Genomic DNA, 16,256 nt, shown 5'->3' on the forward strand with positions numbered 1-16,256 from the left:
GGTTTAAGAGTTAGCAGCAACCGCCACCCGGCGTGCAGGCTTGTGCTGATGAGTTGGTTAGATCGGTTAACTTGATTTTCGGTTTGGCTGTCGACTCAACGGAGTTAACTGCGCCTGGTTTTTCGGCGTAGACCGTCACACTCATAATTCCGACGCCCCCCTGCCGATAAATAGCTATTTCGTTGACCGTCAGATAATTATCCAGGATCGAGTCGGGCAGGTTGATGGCTTTTCTTTTCTGAATGGTGATCTGCGCAAAGCCTGCTTCCTGAATCAGGCGCAGATACTCGTCGTGCTGAATAGCGCCGGATACGCAACCCGCATACATCTCAGCGGCCTGCCGCAGACCCTGAGGTAGATCACCTTGCAGGACAATGTCGGAAATGCTGAAATGGCCACCCGGCTTCAGCACGCGGGCTATCTCGGCCAGCACGTTTGCTTTGTTGGGTACCAGATTCAACACGCAGTTGCTCACCACCACATCGGCGACGTTATCGGCAACGGGCATCTGCTCAATGTCGCCTGCCCGGAATTCTACGTTGTTGTATCCTAACATATCGGCGTTGCGGCAGGCCCGGTCAATCATCGCAGGCGTGAAATCGATACCAATCACTTTTCCCGTCGGGCCTGTTTCGTGCCGCGCCACAAAACAGTCGTTTCCAGCGCCCGAACCCAGATCGATTACGGTATCGCCGGGTTTGATCTGGGCGAATTGCGTGGGCAGGCCACAGCCCAAACCCAGATCGGCGTCGGGGACGTACCCAGCCAGGTGGCTGTAGTCATCTGCCATGATCGCGGCATCGTCGAGGGGTGAACATCCGCCTACCCCACAACAGGAAGCCGCGTTCATTTCGCGCGACTGGTCGGCCACAGTGGTATAGGTTTCCCGTACCAGTTCTTTCAATTGGTTATCTGTTTTCATGGTTTTATCTATTGTATTATTACGATGAATGATGGCAAAAAAAATCAGCAGCAGAAATTCCCCTCGAATTGAGTGAGCAGCTTACCGAAAGCCTCTTTGGCTTCGGCCCACACTACCTCATTGATGCAATAGCAAACCCGTGGTGGATCAACGTTTCCCTTAACGATGCCGATCCGGCTCAACTCTTTCAAATGCTGCGACACGGTAGCCTGCGATAAGGGCAACACATCGACCAGATCGCCACAGATGCACGACTGCGTTTTGGCCAGATGCTGCAAAATGGCTACCCGCGCCGGATGTGCAAATGCCTTGGCCAAATCGGCAATCCGGTTTTGCTGCTCAGTAAATACTTCTGTTTTTGTAGCGCCCATGGCACAAAGGTAAAGCGCACATCCATAATCGCAATATTACGATATATTTTTTTTACATGGCGCTCATTCATCAAGACAATTCAATATTGATATAATGCAATCAATTATATTTAGTGAAATAATACAGTCGCCTACCTACCAACCACTCCTAAAATCGTCAGCATGCGCTCTAATCAACTACGTATCAGCCTGATCACCCTACTTCTTTCGGGTACGTTCCTTATCAATTCCTGCAAAACCTCCAGCGAGCCCTGTGCCGAAAAAACCTGGTATCTCGACGCCGATAAAGACGGCAAAGGCAATCCGAACAAAACGTACCTAGCCTGCGATCAGCCCATTGGGTACGTGTCGAACTCCAGCGATGATAACGATGACCCCGCCCCAGTGTCGATCATTCCCACAAAAGGCTACACCACACCAACCACGTATTCGGGATTAAAACTGGTGTGGGCCGATGAATTCACGGGAACGGCCCTGAACGAGACTTACTGGAACTACGAGTTGGGCGATGGCTGTCCAAATAATTGCGGTTGGGGTAATAATGAACTGGAATATTACAAGAAGGAGAACACGTCGGTGAAAGATGGTTACCTGATCATTCAGGCAAAGTCAGAGGCTGTCGGCAGTAAAGCCTACACCTCATCGAGACTCACCACGCAGGGGAAAGTCAACATGAAATATGGGCGGGTCGATATTCGGGCGGCCATGCCTAAGGGACAAGGTATCTGGCCAGCCTTGTGGATGCTGGGGAAGAATATAAACACCGTGGGCTGGCCCAAATGCGGCGAAATAGACATCCTGGAGATGATTGGCGGCGGCGCTACAGGCCGTGATGATACCGCCTACGGTACGGCTCACTGGGATAACAACAACAGCCATGCCCAGTATGGTGGCAGCACGAAAGTAACGTCGGGCGTGTTGGGCGATGAATTCCACGTGTTCTCCATCATTTGGGACGCTCAAAAAATCACCTGGTATCTCGATGACAAGCCGTTCCATGTCATTGACACGACTCCGTCTGGCCTCAGCGAATTTCAGGAAGAGTACTTCTTCATTTTCAACCTTGCCGTCGGCGGCGATTGGCCCGGCAAACCAGATGGCACAACGGTTTTACCCCAGCACCTGATCGTCGATTACATCCGTGTATTTCAGTAACGAACGGTTGAGTTAACGATTTTAGCTAGCGAATTGCTTACCGAATGCAAAACCTTGGGCTGGTGCGAGCCTGTGCTGGAGACGCCCAGTCCATGTCAAAATAGAACGTACTTTGATGTAATTCCAAACGCAAAACGCCCCAATCCGTACGAATTGGGGCGTTTTGGTTGTATTCTGAACTTCTTTTAAATCCTAAAAACCAAGTTCAGACTACTCAATAATTACCGCTTTGCCTGACATCACATCGTTCTCAACACTTTTGAACTTCACGTCTTTCTTGATCGTGCCGTCGCCGTACTGAACGTTCACACGGGCGTTGCGGTCGATCTTTGAATTACGGATCGGCTGCTGTTTCGGCATGGGTGGCGCACCGGCTCCCATGGCGTTGTTCTGCGCCATCCGACGGGCGTACTCTTCGGGGCCACTGGCCAGATGATCGTCGTCGAAGTCTTCCATATTGGTGTGCAGTTCGGGCATCGGCTCGGGGCGGCGTTGCGCCGGGGCCGACTGAATTTCCTGCTGCACCTCCTGCTCATCCTGCGCCGGAATATCAGCCTTGGTCAGGAAGCTGATGGTATCGAAGTTTACCTTGTTCAGGAACCGCTTGAACAACTCGATCGACTCGAATTTGTAGACCAGCAAGGGGTCTTTCTGCTCAAATACGGCGTTCTGTACTGATTGCTTCAAATCGTCCATTTCGCGAAGGTGTTCTTTCCACTCCTGGTCGATCAGCGATAACACCACTGATTTTTCCATTTCGGTGATCACTTCACGGCCCCCCGTTTCAACCGACTTAGCGAGTTCGGCTACTACCTGCATTTCGTGGAGCCCATCGGTAAATGGCACCACGATGTTGCGGATAAACTGGCCTTGCTGTTCTTGAACCTGAGTCAGTACCGGCGTTACCTTATCGGCAATGGCGTGGTTTTTGGCCTGGTAGCTCGCTTCAGCTTCGGTGTAGAGGCTTTGTATCCGCTCAGGATTCCGCAGCTTGGCAAAGTCGGCCTGCGTCATTTTGGTATCAAGGCTCAACGCGGTCAGCAATTGCAGCTTCACCACATCGAAATCCCCTTCGGCATTATTCACGATCTCCTCAACCACGTCATACATGGTGTTGGCAATGTCGAGCGGCAGACGTTCGCCAAACAGGGCGTTGCGGCGACGGTCGTAGATGGCGGTACGCTGGTAGTTCATCACGTCGTCGTATTCGAGCAGCCGCTTCCGAACGCCGAAGTTATTTTCTTCAACTTTCTTCTGCGCCCGTTCGATCGAGTTGGTGATCATCGAGTGCTGAATGACTTCGCCTTCTTCCAGGCCCATCCGGTCCATCAGTTTGGCGATCCGTTCTGAGCCAAACAGCCGCATCAGGCTATCTTCCAGCGATACGAAAAACTGCGACGTACCCGGGTCACCCTGACGACCTGCCCGACCGCGTAACTGCCGGTCGACCCGCCGCGATTCGTGACGTTCTGTGCCAATAATAGCCAGACCACCAGCGGCTTTGGCCTCAGGCGTGAGCTTAATGTCCGTACCCCGGCCCGCCATGTTGGTAGCGATCGTTACGGTACCGGGCTGCCCAGCCACCGACACGATTTCGGCTTCGCGCTGGTGGTATTTGGCGTTCAGTACCTGGTGTTGAATCTTGCGCAGTGTCAGCAGGCGGCTCAACAACTCCGAGTTTTCTACCGAGGTTGTACCCACCAGCACCGGACGACCTTTCGCCACCAGTTCAACGATCTCGTCAACAACGGCATTGTATTTTTCGCGCACCGAGCGGTACACTTTATCTTCTTCGTCTTTCCGGCTAATGGCGCGGTTGGTCGGAATGGCCACCACGTCGAGTTTGTAGATCTGCCAGAATTCAGAGGCTTCCGTTTCGGCCGTACCCGTCATGCCGCACAGCTTGTGGTACATCCGGAAGTAGTTCTGGAGCGTCACGGTGGCGTAGGTCTGCGTGGCGTCTTCCACTTTCACGCCTTCCTTCGCTTCCACCGCCTGGTGCAACCCGTCTGACCAGCGGCGACCTTCCATAATCCGGCCCGTCTGCTCATCCACGATCTTCACCTTGCCTTCCTGAATGATGTATTCAACATCTTTCTCGAAGAGGCAGTAGGCCTTCAGCAATTGGTTCACCGTGTTGATGCGCTGCGTTTTCACCGAATAATCACGGATCAGGCCTTCTTTGTGAAGAATTTTTTCCTGCTCGCTGAAATCGGTGTGCTTATCAATCGCGTTCAGATCGACCGACAGGTCGGGCAGGATGAAGAAGCTTGGGTCTTCGCCTGAACCGGTGATGAAGTCGATGCCTTTCTCGGTCAGGTCGATGCTGTTGTTGCGCTCGTCGATGGTGAAGTACAACGGCGAATCGGCTTCGGGCATCAGCTTCTGGTTCTCGGCCAGATAGATCGACTCGGTTTTTTGCAGGGTCTGCCGAACGCCGTTTTCGCTGAGGTATTTGATCAGCGGTTTCAGCTTGGGCAGGCCACGAAATGCACGGAACAAAGCCAGACCGCCCTCTTTATCGTCGGGATTGGCGGTCAGTTTTTTCTTCGCTTCGATCAGCAGATCGCTCACCAACCGGCGTTGCGCTTCTACCACGCGCGACACGCGGGGCTTCAATTCGGCATAATCCTGCTCGTCGCCGCGAGGAACCGGGCCAGAGATGATCAGGGGCGTCCGGGCGTCATCGATCAGTACGGAGTCGACCTCATCGACCATGGCATAGTGGTGTTTCCGCTGCACGAGTTCGTCGGGCGTGCGAGCCATGTTGTCGCGGAGGTAATCGAAACCAAATTCGTTGTTGGTTCCGTAGGTGATATCGGCGGCGTAGGCGGCTTTACGCTGCTCGGAGTTCGGCTGGTGCCGGTCGATACAATCAACGCGCAGGCCGTGGAACTGGAACAGCGGACCGTTCCATTCCGAGTCACGTTTGGCCAGGTAATCATTGACCGTCACAATGTGTACCCCCCGGCCGCTCAGGGCATTCAGGAAGGCAGGCAGGGTAGACACCAGCGTTTTACCTTCACCCGTGGCCATCTCAGCAATTTTACCGGTGTGCAGCACCACGCCACCAATCAGTTGCACATCGTAGTGGACCATGTCCCACTTAATGGTATTACCGGCCGCATCCCAGGTATTGGCCCAATAGGCCTTGTCGCCTTCGATACGAACGTTCTTGCGGAAACGGGCAATTTCAATGTCGAACTCCGTAAGCGACACTTCGAGCTCTTCATTCTGCGCAAATCGGCGGGCGGTTTCTTTCACAACGGCAAATGCCTGCGGCAGAATAGCCAGTAAGACCCGCTCCAGTTCTTTGTTTCGTTCTTTCTCAAGCTGATCGACCTGGGTAAAGATCGTTTGCTTCTGGTCAACGTCCATATCCAGATCGCTGGCCACCTGCTGGCGCAGGCCTTCGATCTGCTGGTCGATGCCCTGCAGTTCATCCACGATGTGTGCCTTCAGCTGGGCCGATACCGCACGCAGTTCGTCGTTGCTAAGGTCTTTGAGCCGCGCAAACTCAGCGTTGATCTGCTCCACGTAGGGCAACAGCTCTTTCAAGTCTCGCTGCGACTTGGTGCCAAACAGCTTGGCTATACTCTTGGTGATGAAATTACTCATTGGGTATGATAAGGCCGGTTCAACTCGCTACCAATGAAACAGGCAACGCACCAACTCGTGTTTACTTTTTTTACAAAATTAACGGATAATGCCCGTAGTTCTAAAGGAATAGTTGCGCGGAGGCACGGGGTGTGGAGCTTAGGGCAAGGGGGGTTACTCTCGCGAGGCCATCCCATACCCTAAGCTCCACGCCCCGTGCCAGTTCAAAAACTATCCCAAACTAGAGCTACCAGACAGATTGTCAGTCAAAAAAAAACGCCTTCCCATGGTTGAGAAGGCGTTGCTGATTACGAAGACTGGAGGTTACGCCAGGCCTGTTCGGCCGAAGCGATAACGCGAGAAGCAGCGATTCAACACAACGCGGTACATGCGGCCAAATTGGGCGTAGCACCAGGCTTTTAGCTGTTTCACCTCGTCGCCCACCAGCGTGTGGAGGGCTTTTTTCAATTCTTTTTCGAACAACTGACGGTCAAAACTGACCTTTTGCAGAATCATTTTAACGTATTCAAGCATGGAAGCCATACTGCATTCGTCGTTTTTTGGTTAAACAGTAAGGTAGAGGAATAATGGTGCCGAATCAGGTATACCCGTTATCATTGTAACGGGGGTCATACTCAAATGTTGCCAACAAATTTACATGAGACTTGTAGTATTTATAGTATTCCTTGTATTATATTTCTATGAAAACGGACGCGTTATTGCTCAACCGGCTGATAATCCATTAGTTATTGATTATAGCGCCACTGATTTTTTGATCGAACGGCCTTTTACCATTTCGTTACTAATTCGGAACAGCGATTCCCGGCCAACGATCACTTTTCCAGACATACCCGGGCTGGTTAAACAGGGAACCTCGTACAGTACCACCAGAAGCGAAGCTGGTGGCAGCGAAGTGACAAACCAGTTGGTTGTACAAACGTACCTAGCCACCCGAACCGGCGCTATCCGCATTGCTCCCTTCACAATATCCGTCAATAATCAATCAGTACGGGCACCGGGGCTTACCCTAACCGTTCGGGCCGTTGTATCGCCTGCCGAAGCAGCAGCGGCGGCGGCACTGGTTAAGCTGAAGAACGACAAACAGGCGGCTTTTCTCCAGACATCGGTTAGCCAGCCAGGCGTATATACTGGTGAAGGGCTTCGGATCAGGGTATCTTTTTTCGTGGCCGAAAATTATCCGTACGAGCTCAAATTCGACCAGCTAGAACAGCAGGTAGCCGCCATCGTGCGGAAAATAAGGCCAGTAAATGCCTGGGAGGAAAGTGACAATATTACCGAATTGACCCCGCGCCCCACGGTACGGAACGGCCGAAAATACATTGAATATCGTATCTATCAGGCCACGTTTTTTCTTCTGGCCACCCGCACTGGCATAGCCCGACAAATTAACCTGCCTGCCGTTCCGTTGACCGTTATCCGCAAACTGGCACCTGCCACAACACCCGTCACGCCTGCCTCAGCCAGCAACCCGGCGTATCGCCCCACATCAACGTCGCAGGTGGCCGAGATGGTTACGTTCGTCAGTCAGCCGGTTGTAGTTCAGGTACGTCCTCTGCCCCGCTTACCAGGCGTAACGATTCCCGGCCAGATGGCCGTAGGTACGTTCCGTATGAGTACAGAAGTAGATCATAACCGGGTATCGGTTGGGCAATCGGTACGGTATGATATACGCATAGAAGGGCGGGGAAACATCGCGAGCATTCAGGCACCGCAGGCGCAGGCGTCGAGCCCGGAAGTAGACATTTTTCCGCCGCAGGTGCAGGAACAGATAGGGCGTACTGACGATCAGGTGAGTGGTTTTAAATCGTTTCGTTATTTCCTGATTCCGAAGCAAAAAGGCACGCTGGCGTTGGCCGAACGATTTTTCTGGGTTTACTTCGACCCCCAATTGGGCCGGTACGATACATTACGTCCACAAACAGTACTAAACGTGGGGGAAGCATCGGATGGGCCGACGGTTGGCATTGTTCCTTCCGACACCCTCGATGGCCTGGGCCGCCCGTCAATTTACGCAGGTCTGGAACTGACCGACAGCACAGAAAAATCAATCAACTGGCCGGTATTGATCCGAGCCACCGCCAACGTCGTGATCATCCTGATGATTCTGGGTACGTTGTTTGTTTTTGCACGCAAATAAAAATAGGCTTCAGTCGTCTGTTGCTTACCAAGCTTCGTGGTTAAGCAACAGACGACTGAAGCCACCTCTAAAGAAATGAGCAGTACATACGGTACACTATTCAAAATTGCCACGTTCGGCGAGTCGCATGGCGCGGCTATTGGCGTTACCATCGACGGATGCCCGGCGGGCCTTGCGTTTGATACGGATTTTATTCAGGCGGAACTCGACCGGCGGAAACCCGGGCAGTCGCGCATTACCACCCAACGCCGCGAGGCCGATGAGTTTGAAGTACTCTCGGGCGTTTTCGACGGGATAACGCAGGGAACACCCATTGCCCTGATCATTCGGAACACCGATCAGCGCAGCAAAGACTATGGCCACATTGCCAAGCAGTTTCGGCCAAGCCACGCCGACTATACCTATCAGGCCAAATATGGAACCCGTGATTACCGGGGCGGCGGGCGGTCATCGGCGCGCGAGACGGCGGCGCGTGTAGCGGCTGGTGCCGTGGCTAAGTTACTGCTGCAACAACAGGGCGTTTCCATTCAGGCGTACGTGTCGCAGGTGGGTAAACTGACGCTCGAAAAGGCATATACGGAGCTGAATCTGGCGCTGGCCGAAGAAAATGCCGTTCGCTGCCCTGACCCGGAAACCGCTGAACGTATGTTTACGCTGATCGACGAAACGCGCAAAAACGGGGATAGCATCGGCGGCGTGGTCGATTGCGTGGTTACCGGTGTTCCGGCTGGCTGGGGCGAGCCCGTTTTCGACAAGCTACATGCCGAACTGGGCAAGGCCATGCTGAGTATTAATGCCGTAAAAGGCTTTGAATATGGCAGCGGTTTTGCCGGAGCGGAGTTATACGGCTCTCAGCACAACGACGAATTCTACACAGATGAAGCAGGCCGGGTACGTACCCGTACGAATCTGTCGGGCGGAATTCAGGGTGGCATCTCGAACGGAGAGCTCATTTACTTCCGAACGGCCTTTAAACCCGTTGCTACGATCATGCAGGATCAGGAAAGTGTCGACTCTGATGGTAATACAGTGATTGTCAGCGGAAAAGGCCGTCACGACCCCTGTGTGGTGCCTCGTGCTGTGCCAATTGTTGAGGCAATGGCGGCATTGGTGCTGGCAGATATGTGGCTACGTAGCCAAGGCAACAAAATACAATGAATCGTCACCAATCTTACCGTTGGATAAATAACTCATAAACTTTTGTTTTATCGAATCTGGATTGTGTTAACTTAGATGTTGTAAATTTTCAAAACTTACTAAGTTAAAAGTACGCGTTGAGTTAACCATAAACAGCCCAGATTATGAATTTTTTACGCATCAACTTAAGAGTATCCGCCACGGCCCTTTTCCTGATAGGCCTGTTCGGATGTAGCATTCAGGAAACGAAGCCATCTATACTGGCTACCGAAGGTGTCAACCTGGAACTCGTGAAGGAGGTAGAGGCTATTTCTGAGTATCAGGTCCAGAAAATTGCGTTCACCCAGATGCTGAGTAAGGATGAAAAGACTTACTTTTTCAAAAAGCGGATTGCCGGAAAAATACAGGAATTAACGCTAACGCCTGCGCAACGCGATCACCTCGATTTGCTGCTGGCCAACCTGACACCCGATCTGTATGCGGTGGGCTCGACCGAAAGTCAGAAGACCATCCAGTTCCTGAGCCAATGGACCAGGAAGGGGAAAGATCTTTTTGAGCAGGGTACCTTATACGATATCGTTGGCTCGCTGGAAAACAGTAAAGGAGGATCGGCCACCAACAAAACAGCGCCACCATCAGCAGCTAAGTGCGGTTGCTCGACCTCGTCGACCTACTGCCAGGAAGGCTACGACTGCACCTATATCCCCTCGTGCAATTCGCCTGGTTGCGGTACGTTGTTCGCTTACACCTGCAATGGCTCCTGCGACAGAACCCTGTAAACATAGGGAAGCAACCACACTGTTACAGGCTGGCACCTAGCCACACAATAACCTGATTATCAGCGTTTTTTCATAGATCCCTGAGTTATATTTCTCAGGGCAGACCTGTCTAGATCCAATACGCATCATGAACTTGTTGAGCGCACGTTATTACGTCGGCTGTTTGCTGATGTGTATTGGATTTAGCAGTTGTCATTCCGTTTCGGAGCAAACCGAAATAGTGGCTAGGGACAACATTGATTTAGGTGCGTTTACCATTGGCGACACGGCAAACTTTACTATTCCGCTAGTCAATCCGACCGACGAAACTCTGAAGATCCTGGATATAAAAGGAAGCTGCGAATGCATTACGATAAATACTTATCCAACGGAATTAAGGCCACAGCAAACCGGCACGATAAATGCTACTTACAGCAGTAAATTCGAAGGAAAGTTTCTCGGCGTTCTCTATAAAAATGTGGTTATCAAGCTAAATAAGAAACCTTTTATACATTCAGTTAGACTGAAAGTGGACATAAATAAGTAGCATTAGACGTATCTTCATCATGAAAAAATACCTGCTTATTGCCACTTCATCCCTGCTCCTGACCATCTGTCTCGTTCCATTAGGAATGGATGAATTGGGGGGGCACCCGATCAAATTCAGTATTGTCAACCTGGTTTATTGCTGCTTCACCTTTTATTTACTCAGAAGCGCGCCGGATGCGGCCAGCAGACTCAAGGCCATTGGCGCCATTACCCTACCTGTTCTGCTTCTGTTTGTTCCACTACATAGCCTGCATTTCCTCGAGACCCTATACGCGCTGCCAAGCTCGGCGGCTCACCTCACGGGCATCTGTGCGGGCATTTTTCTGACCTATGCTAGCACTGCCAGGAAAGCAGCCTTTATTTCGTTCTTCGCTATTGCTTCGCTCTGGATCACTACCTCTGGTTATAGTTTCTGGGCCAATAAAGCCTTTTACGGTACGTTTACCGGAGCTGTTGACGAACCGATTCCGCCTTTCTCGCTCGTCACGGCCAACGGACAAACAATTTCGTCGTCGTCGATGAAGGGACATTACGTGGTGCTCGATTTCTGGAACACAAGCTGCACGGTCTGTTTCAAGAAATTTCCCCAGTTAGAGCAGTACCACACACGGTACAAGAACAACTCAAAGGTTAAGTTCTTCGCTGTCAATGTTCCGCTCTCGCGCGATGCGCCGGGGCAGGCGGCTCGGGTTATAAAAGACGACGGCTATACCTTCCCGGTATTACTGGCAGCCAACAAATCACTTACTTCGCTCTTCAAGGTTGATTCCTACCCCACAGTTATTATTCTGGACCCCTCGCAACGGATTATCTACAGAGGGCTGATCGACAATATTGAAACACCCCTTCGCGAGCTAGCTGATTACCAGTAGTTACCAGGCTCAAGCAGCGTTCAAGGCATATAAAAGGGTCTGATTCATTAACCAACCGGTTACCGAATCAGACCCTTTTATATGCCTTGAACGCTGCTCTATAATTCTTTTATCCGAACGTTCCGGTACCATACCTTCTCTTTGGGGCTATGGCACTGGAGCGCAATGTTACCTTTGGCGTGGGGGGTAGCATAAGGCCATTTGCTGAACTTACTTTTGGCCAGTTTCGCTTTCCAGTCTTCACTACCATACTGGTAATCAACCACTTTCTTTCCATTTAAAAAGTGTTCGACGTGGTTATTGTTCACCACAATCCGGCCTTTGTTCCAGTCGCCAATCGGTTTGATCTGATTTTTGTCGGTGGGTTCATACATGTCATAGGCGGCGCCCGTTAGCTGCGTATTTGCCAGCGAGAGGCGCTTACCGGCATTATCAAACCACTCGTATCCCCGGTCATCGATCACCTGGTATTCAGGACCCGACATATACGTACTGGCAATGTCGGGGCTATCCTGCACTTTGTAGATAACGCCGCTATTGCTGCCTTTGGGAAGTTTGAACTCAAACTCCAGATCAAAGTTTTCGTACTCTTTGTCAGACACCAGATCACCACCCGACCCATCGGAGGTCATGGTACCGTCTTCAACAGACCAGCCTACGATCCCTGTTTTATGGTAGCTGTGCCAACCCGTAATGGTTTTTCCGTCGAACAGGCTCGTCCATTTGGGTTTAGGCAGGAAGGCCGTCAGCGCGGCGGTGCCCAGTAGTACCAGGCCGGTATAGAAAAATGGTTTTTTCATGGCAACGAATTTTCGGTAAAAGGCTGCAATATATAAAACCTCCTATACAGCCACACGATAGACAATTTGTACCGCTTCCAACCCTTTTTGTTACGTTGGAATCGAAGCAGACAGTCTGAATCGTCGTTACCCTCAACGGGCATGAAAAATTATTTTTTTCCAGCATTTATCATGTTAATTGGGCTGGTAACCGGATGCCGGAAAAACTGCGGCCCATCCGGCGAGCCCGTTCTCCAACTCAATCTTCAGAGTAAGAGTCCGTTAATGATCAGCCGTATACGTGCGTTAAATGCCCGCCCGGATGCACCGGCCATTACGCTACCATACGGTTACACGTCATCGCAGGTAGCTACCTCGTTGCAGGTACAACTGCCGGTGAACCTGAACACCAACCAATCACGGTATGAACTGAGCAGCGGGGCACGCCGCGATACGGTGACGGTCAATTATCAGCGTGTATTTACGTATGAAGATGTTGACTGTGGCTACATCATCAATCTTATGCCCCTGCAGCCTGCCAATTCCGGCCCTATTTCCAACACCAGTATCGTTCAATCCACGATTGGGGAGGTTACGTCGGTCTTTTTTACCCGAACGGTTCCTTACCAGATCATCTCGCTCAACGGAGGTATGGCCACCAACACAGGTATCAATGTAACCCTCAGGTGGCCATGAAAACCAGTTTATTCGTTCTTGGATGTCTTCTACTTTCTGCGGTCGGGCAAGCTCAGGATTCGATCCCGCTGTATTCAGATGCCATTGCCAAACGAGCCGCGACGCTCCGCCCCAGTATTGGTCTGGACCTGTATCAGGCTGTCTGGTTTATTCATTCGGCCGGTAAGCACGATTCACCCGCTACGTATGCTTATCCGGTATCAGTGACGGTCTATCTTCCCAACAAGAGCCTAACTGGTCGGGGGCAGTCCGTGTATATCAATGCCGGGTACGTTGCCTACGGGGGCATTTTACAGCGAAATATTTACCAGGCTGGTAGCGGCATACATGTGCGGGCCGGCATTGAACACACTCGACGAGGCCTGATTCTGGGCTACGGCGGCATTGTATCGGGCTGGCTGGGACAGGCATCTTTCGTGTTCTACGGCCCCACCTTCGGCGATTATCAGGAGTCAATCGGCCAACGGGGCGGGATAGCCATTGGCGGCGAGGGGCATGTCGGTGCAGCTATCCCATTCAGCAGCCGACTATCGCTACGTATGGCGTTGCGGGCTACCTTGATGGGCGTTACAACCAACCTGCGCACTCCTCATCTTTCCGGCCTCGACTGGCTAAGCGAAAAACAGGTGAGCCTGGGCGGTAGCTTACAGGCCAATCTGGTTTTTCGGCTGTAGGCACCAATCACGATTGGTAACTTTCCGGCAGCGACTGGCGTTTACGAAATCATGAAAACCATTGCCGCCAACAGCCTGCCACAACTTGAATTTTATCGGTATCTGATCGGAGCCGTCGGTCCGCGCCCCATCGCTTTTGCCAGCACCATCAGTCTGGAAGGTCACGTCAACCTCAGTCCGTACAGTTTCTTCAATGTGGTTGGGTCTAACCCGCCCATGCTGATGCTGTCGCCCAACCTGAACCGTAACGGGCATAAGAAGCATACGCTGTTGAATCTGGAAGAAACGGGCGAGGTAGTGATCAACATTGTCAACTATAACATGGTTGAGCAGATGTCGCTGTCGAGCGCGGAATACGACCGACACGTGAACGAGTTTCAGAAAGCCGGTTTTACCGAAGTCCCATCGAGTCAGGTACGTCCGCCGCGTGTAGCTGAGGCACCCGCCGCGTTTGAGTGCGTCGTGCGGCAGATCATTCCTACGGGTGCTAACCCCGGCGCAGGTACGTTGGTACTGGCCGAAGTGCTGGTTGGTCATTTCCGGGATGATATTTTCACCGATAAAGGCCTGATCGACCCCCGCAGGATTGACCTGATAGGCCGGATGGGAGCCGACTGGTATGTTCGCGCCAATGGCGAAGCGTTATTTGAGGTTGCCCGCCCCAAAGCAGGCATTGGCTATGATGCACTACCCGCCCCGCTCCGGAATAGTAACATTTTGACCGGCAATGACTTAGGCAAATTGGCCAGTTTAGAAGCGTTGCCTGCTGATGATGAAGTACGGGCATATGGAGAAACTCCGGCACTGCAGGAACTCGCCAGCGAAGCCCGCACCGGTTGCCAGTATTTGCCCGATGTAATGCACCATCGTGCCCATCAGCTGTTGGCCGGCAATAACGTACGTGAAGCGTGGCTTTCACTGTTGCTGGTAACCACTAAATAGTCTTCCAAACAAGTAGGTTTTTCGTAGTGTTCCTGACGTACAACAACGTGATGAACAACCATGAATAATTCAACAACCCGTTCCGGCCTGATTGGCATTGGCACGGTGGGCCTGCTCTTAATGGCCATCAGCATTCTGGCACTTATGTCGAGTTGCGCTAAAGACAGCACCGATAAAGTAGATGAGGCGAACAAGAAGAAAATCGAAAGTCAGTCGGCGGCGATAAGCAGCGATGCCAAGAAAGACGCCATGAACATGGCCGAGAAGATGGTTGATCTGGCTGGCATGAACATTACTGCCCGCAGCCTGAGCGAGGTAGCCCTGCAACGGGCTACCAATCCGCAGGTTAAAAACTACGCCCGGCAGGTGCTCGACGGTAACCGGCAGGCCGACAATGAACTGATGCAACTAGCCCGATCGCTCGGTCTGCAGTTGCCTGCCTCGCTGTCGTCGGAAGGACAGGATCGTCTGGCCGATTTGAAGAGTGTGAAAAGCGGCACCGAGTTTGATCTGAAATATTTGGATGAGTTGGGGAAAGTATCGAAAAAGTCGGCCAGTGTAGCGGATGATCTTGACGATAACGGAACAACCGAAGCAGTACAGGCCTACGGCAAGAAGACCCGGAAGTCGCTCGAATCGCAGGAAGACGCCATCAAGCAGTTGTCTAACGTATTGAATTAATAGGCCGCCAGCACAGCCATGTGGTGCCGGGTATGGATTTTAACGAAGTACAGCATTTCCCGGACCGAGATCAGCCCCAATGCCGGGTGCGGAATCTGGTACCGGTCCAACTCTTCCTCTGACCAGCCGGTCAGTTGCTCGGCAAGCGCCAGGCACGTATCAGCGAGTCTGGCCAGCATAGTGGCTTTATCCGCAGGTACGTCGTCGGTTCGTGGCGACAAATTTGCGGGCGCTTTTATCCCCTCTCCAAGCACCTGCTTATACATTTCCTGTATAGCCTCGTAGGTTCGTGAAGGGCCTTTGGCGTAACCCCATTGCGCAAATACCTCACGCGGGCCAGTCATCAACCGAAGTACCGGCCTCGCCGATAAAAAGAGGTGTTGCGTGGTATCGCCCACCGACCAGCGGCCATTGGGCCGGTTCGCAAATTCGCTTTCTGTTAATGGTGCAGCAAACCAACTGAAGTCTGCCGCTTCGCTGGCCATTAAAGTGTGCAAATCAGCAATTTTCATAGTCCTATACGACCTGCTTCGTGGGCAATACAGCCGCGATAGCTTCCACCTCAATCTTCAGCCCGTAATGCAGTGCCGGTACAGGTACTACAGCACGCGCGGGTTTGTGATCACCAAAAAAGGCGGCGTACAGACGGTTTACATCGCCCCAGTCATTCACGTCGGTTACGTAGATACGTACCTGAATTACCTGGTCGGGTGCACTGCCCGACGCCAGCAAAACGGCCCGCAGGTTATAAAAAACCGTTTCAACCTGTAAAGCCAGCGGCGCATCGCTCAGTTTGTCACCGTTGGGCGTTACGGGCAAAATACCGGAGACGTAGACGAGGCCGTTATGAACAACAGCGGGAGAATAATGACCACCCGCCGGGGCGACCTTCGTAGCTTGGATAAATTTCATCAGGGCAACTCGTCGACGAGTCAGTTGGTTAGCCAAATATAAACGCTGCGTCA

General features: G+C 52.0%; 17 protein-coding genes. 10 read left to right on the top strand and 7 right to left on the bottom strand.

Annotation, left to right across the window (positions count from 1 at the left end; translation table 11 throughout):
• Positions 1-10: 10 nt before the first annotated feature.
• Entirely contained in the window at positions 11-922 is a 912-nt protein-coding gene (locus tag J2I46_RS14805) for an arsenite methyltransferase (RefSeq protein WP_207329822.1), read from the bottom strand.
• Between the two features lie 44 nt (positions 923-966).
• Positions 967-1,293, bottom strand: a complete 327-nt coding sequence (locus J2I46_RS14810) for an ArsR/SmtB family transcription factor (protein ID WP_207329823.1) — start codon at positions 1,291-1,293, stop codon at positions 967-969.
• A 162-nt stretch (positions 1,294-1,455) separates the two neighbouring features.
• Between J2I46_RS14810 and J2I46_RS14815 the strand changes: the two genes are divergently transcribed.
• The gene (locus J2I46_RS14815) at positions 1,456-2,448 is read left to right on the top strand and encodes a glycoside hydrolase family 16 protein (RefSeq protein WP_207329824.1); all 993 of its coding nucleotides are present in this window, start codon (positions 1,456-1,458) and stop codon (positions 2,446-2,448) included.
• Positions 2,449-2,658: 210 nt separating this feature from the next.
• Here J2I46_RS14815 and secA read toward each other — a convergent pair whose 3' ends face one another.
• Positions 2,659-6,066, bottom strand: a complete 3,408-nt coding sequence (gene secA / locus J2I46_RS14820) for a preprotein translocase subunit SecA (RefSeq protein WP_207329825.1) — start codon at positions 6,064-6,066, stop codon at positions 2,659-2,661.
• A 303-nt stretch (positions 6,067-6,369) separates the two neighbouring features.
• Positions 6,370-6,588, bottom strand: a complete 219-nt coding sequence (locus J2I46_RS14825; protein ID WP_207329826.1) for a hypothetical protein — start codon at positions 6,586-6,588, stop codon at positions 6,370-6,372.
• 115 nt (positions 6,589-6,703) lie between these two features.
• Between J2I46_RS14825 and J2I46_RS14830 the strand changes: the two genes are divergently transcribed.
• The 5 genes from J2I46_RS14830 (at position 6,704) to J2I46_RS14850 (ending at position 11,519) form a co-directional block, all read left to right on the top strand.
• Positions 6,704-8,203, top strand: a complete 1,500-nt coding sequence (locus J2I46_RS14830) for a BatD family protein (protein ID WP_207329827.1) — start codon at positions 6,704-6,706, stop codon at positions 8,201-8,203.
• Positions 8,204-8,278: 75 nt separating this feature from the next.
• A complete protein-coding gene (aroC, locus tag J2I46_RS14835) occupies positions 8,279-9,361 on the top strand; it encodes a chorismate synthase (protein WP_207329828.1) in 1,083 nt (360 codons plus the stop codon).
• 143 nt (positions 9,362-9,504) lie between these two features.
• Positions 9,505-10,119: a bacteriocin fulvocin C-related protein gene (locus tag J2I46_RS14840; RefSeq protein ID WP_207329829.1), complete on the top strand. Its 615-nt coding sequence runs from the start codon at positions 9,505-9,507 to the stop codon at positions 10,117-10,119.
• A gap of 169 nt (positions 10,120-10,288) precedes the next feature.
• Positions 10,289-10,645 carry a DUF1573 domain-containing protein gene (locus J2I46_RS33510; protein ID WP_374758092.1) on the top strand — a complete coding sequence of 119 codons (357 nt, stop codon included), beginning with the start codon at positions 10,289-10,291 and terminating at the stop codon, positions 10,643-10,645.
• Between the two features lie 19 nt (positions 10,646-10,664).
• Positions 10,665-11,519, top strand: a complete 855-nt coding sequence (locus J2I46_RS14850) for a TlpA family protein disulfide reductase (protein ID WP_207329831.1) — start codon at positions 10,665-10,667, stop codon at positions 11,517-11,519.
• Between the two features lie 98 nt (positions 11,520-11,617).
• Here the strand turns inward: J2I46_RS14850 and J2I46_RS14855 are convergent, their stop codons facing one another.
• Positions 11,618-12,319, bottom strand: coding sequence for a 3-keto-disaccharide hydrolase (locus tag J2I46_RS14855; protein ID WP_207329832.1), 702 nt, complete (start codon positions 12,317-12,319; stop codon positions 11,618-11,620).
• Between the two features lie 141 nt (positions 12,320-12,460).
• On the opposite strand from J2I46_RS14855, the gene J2I46_RS14860 reads away from it, so the two are divergent.
• Genes J2I46_RS14860 through J2I46_RS14875 form a run of 4 tightly spaced genes read left to right on the top strand, consistent with a single transcriptional unit; the run spans position 12,461 to position 15,291 of the window.
• A complete protein-coding gene (locus J2I46_RS14860) occupies positions 12,461-12,994 on the top strand; it encodes a hypothetical protein (protein ID WP_207329833.1) in 534 nt (177 codons plus the stop codon).
• The gene (locus J2I46_RS14865) at positions 12,991-13,668 is read left to right on the top strand and encodes a hypothetical protein (protein WP_207329834.1); all 678 of its coding nucleotides are present in this window, start codon (positions 12,991-12,993) and stop codon (positions 13,666-13,668) included. The genes J2I46_RS14860 and J2I46_RS14865 overlap by 4 nt, the downstream gene beginning before the upstream one ends.
• 51 nt (positions 13,669-13,719) lie before the next feature.
• Positions 13,720-14,610 carry a flavin reductase family protein gene (locus J2I46_RS14870; RefSeq protein ID WP_207329835.1) on the top strand — a complete coding sequence of 297 codons (891 nt, stop codon included), beginning with the start codon at positions 13,720-13,722 and terminating at the stop codon, positions 14,608-14,610.
• 60 nt (positions 14,611-14,670) lie between these two features.
• The gene (locus tag J2I46_RS14875; RefSeq protein WP_207329836.1) at positions 14,671-15,291 is read left to right on the top strand and encodes a DUF4142 domain-containing protein; all 621 of its coding nucleotides are present in this window, start codon (positions 14,671-14,673) and stop codon (positions 15,289-15,291) included.
• On the opposite strand, the gene J2I46_RS14880 is transcribed toward J2I46_RS14875, so the two are convergent.
• A complete protein-coding gene (locus tag J2I46_RS14880; RefSeq protein ID WP_207329837.1) occupies positions 15,288-15,803 on the bottom strand; it encodes a DinB family protein in 516 nt (171 codons plus the stop codon). The genes J2I46_RS14875 and J2I46_RS14880 overlap by 4 nt on opposite strands.
• A gap of 4 nt (positions 15,804-15,807) precedes the next feature.
• Positions 15,808-16,203, bottom strand: coding sequence for a RidA family protein (locus tag J2I46_RS14885; RefSeq protein WP_207329838.1), 396 nt, complete (start codon positions 16,201-16,203; stop codon positions 15,808-15,810).
• Positions 16,204-16,256: the final 53 nt, after the last annotated feature.

Source organism: Fibrella forsythiae (genome assembly GCF_017353175.1).
In the GTDB taxonomy this organism is placed as follows: Bacteria; Bacteroidota; Bacteroidia; order Cytophagales; family Spirosomataceae; genus Fibrella; species Fibrella forsythiae.

Coding starts and splice junctions, on each gene's coding strand:
- J2I46_RS14805 (WP_207329822.1), bottom strand. CDS start 922: ATGAAAACAGATAACCAATTGAAAGAACTGGTACGGGAAACCTATACC.
- J2I46_RS14810 (WP_207329823.1), bottom strand. CDS start 1,293: ATGGGCGCTACAAAAACAGAAGTATTTACTGAGCAGCAAAACCGGATT.
- J2I46_RS14815 (WP_207329824.1), top strand. CDS start 1,456: ATGCGCTCTAATCAACTACGTATCAGCCTGATCACCCTACTTCTTTCG.
- secA (WP_207329825.1), bottom strand. CDS start 6,066: ATGAGTAATTTCATCACCAAGAGTATAGCCAAGCTGTTTGGCACCAAG.
- J2I46_RS14825 (WP_207329826.1), bottom strand. CDS start 6,588: ATGGCTTCCATGCTTGAATACGTTAAAATGATTCTGCAAAAGGTCAGT.
- J2I46_RS14830 (WP_207329827.1), top strand. CDS start 6,704: ATGAGACTTGTAGTATTTATAGTATTCCTTGTATTATATTTCTATGAA.
- aroC (WP_207329828.1), top strand. CDS start 8,279: ATGAGCAGTACATACGGTACACTATTCAAAATTGCCACGTTCGGCGAG.
- J2I46_RS14840 (WP_207329829.1), top strand. CDS start 9,505: ATGAATTTTTTACGCATCAACTTAAGAGTATCCGCCACGGCCCTTTTC.
- J2I46_RS33510 (WP_374758092.1), top strand. CDS start 10,289: ATGTGTATTGGATTTAGCAGTTGTCATTCCGTTTCGGAGCAAACCGAA.
- J2I46_RS14850 (WP_207329831.1), top strand. CDS start 10,665: ATGAAAAAATACCTGCTTATTGCCACTTCATCCCTGCTCCTGACCATC.
- J2I46_RS14855 (WP_207329832.1), bottom strand. CDS start 12,319: ATGAAAAAACCATTTTTCTATACCGGCCTGGTACTACTGGGCACCGCC.
- J2I46_RS14860 (WP_207329833.1), top strand. CDS start 12,461: ATGAAAAATTATTTTTTTCCAGCATTTATCATGTTAATTGGGCTGGTA.
- J2I46_RS14865 (WP_207329834.1), top strand. CDS start 12,991: ATGAAAACCAGTTTATTCGTTCTTGGATGTCTTCTACTTTCTGCGGTC.
- J2I46_RS14870 (WP_207329835.1), top strand. CDS start 13,720: ATGAAAACCATTGCCGCCAACAGCCTGCCACAACTTGAATTTTATCGG.
- J2I46_RS14875 (WP_207329836.1), top strand. CDS start 14,671: ATGAATAATTCAACAACCCGTTCCGGCCTGATTGGCATTGGCACGGTG.
- J2I46_RS14880 (WP_207329837.1), bottom strand. CDS start 15,803: ATGAAAATTGCTGATTTGCACACTTTAATGGCCAGCGAAGCGGCAGAC.
- J2I46_RS14885 (WP_207329838.1), bottom strand. CDS start 16,203: ATGAAATTTATCCAAGCTACGAAGGTCGCCCCGGCGGGTGGTCATTAT.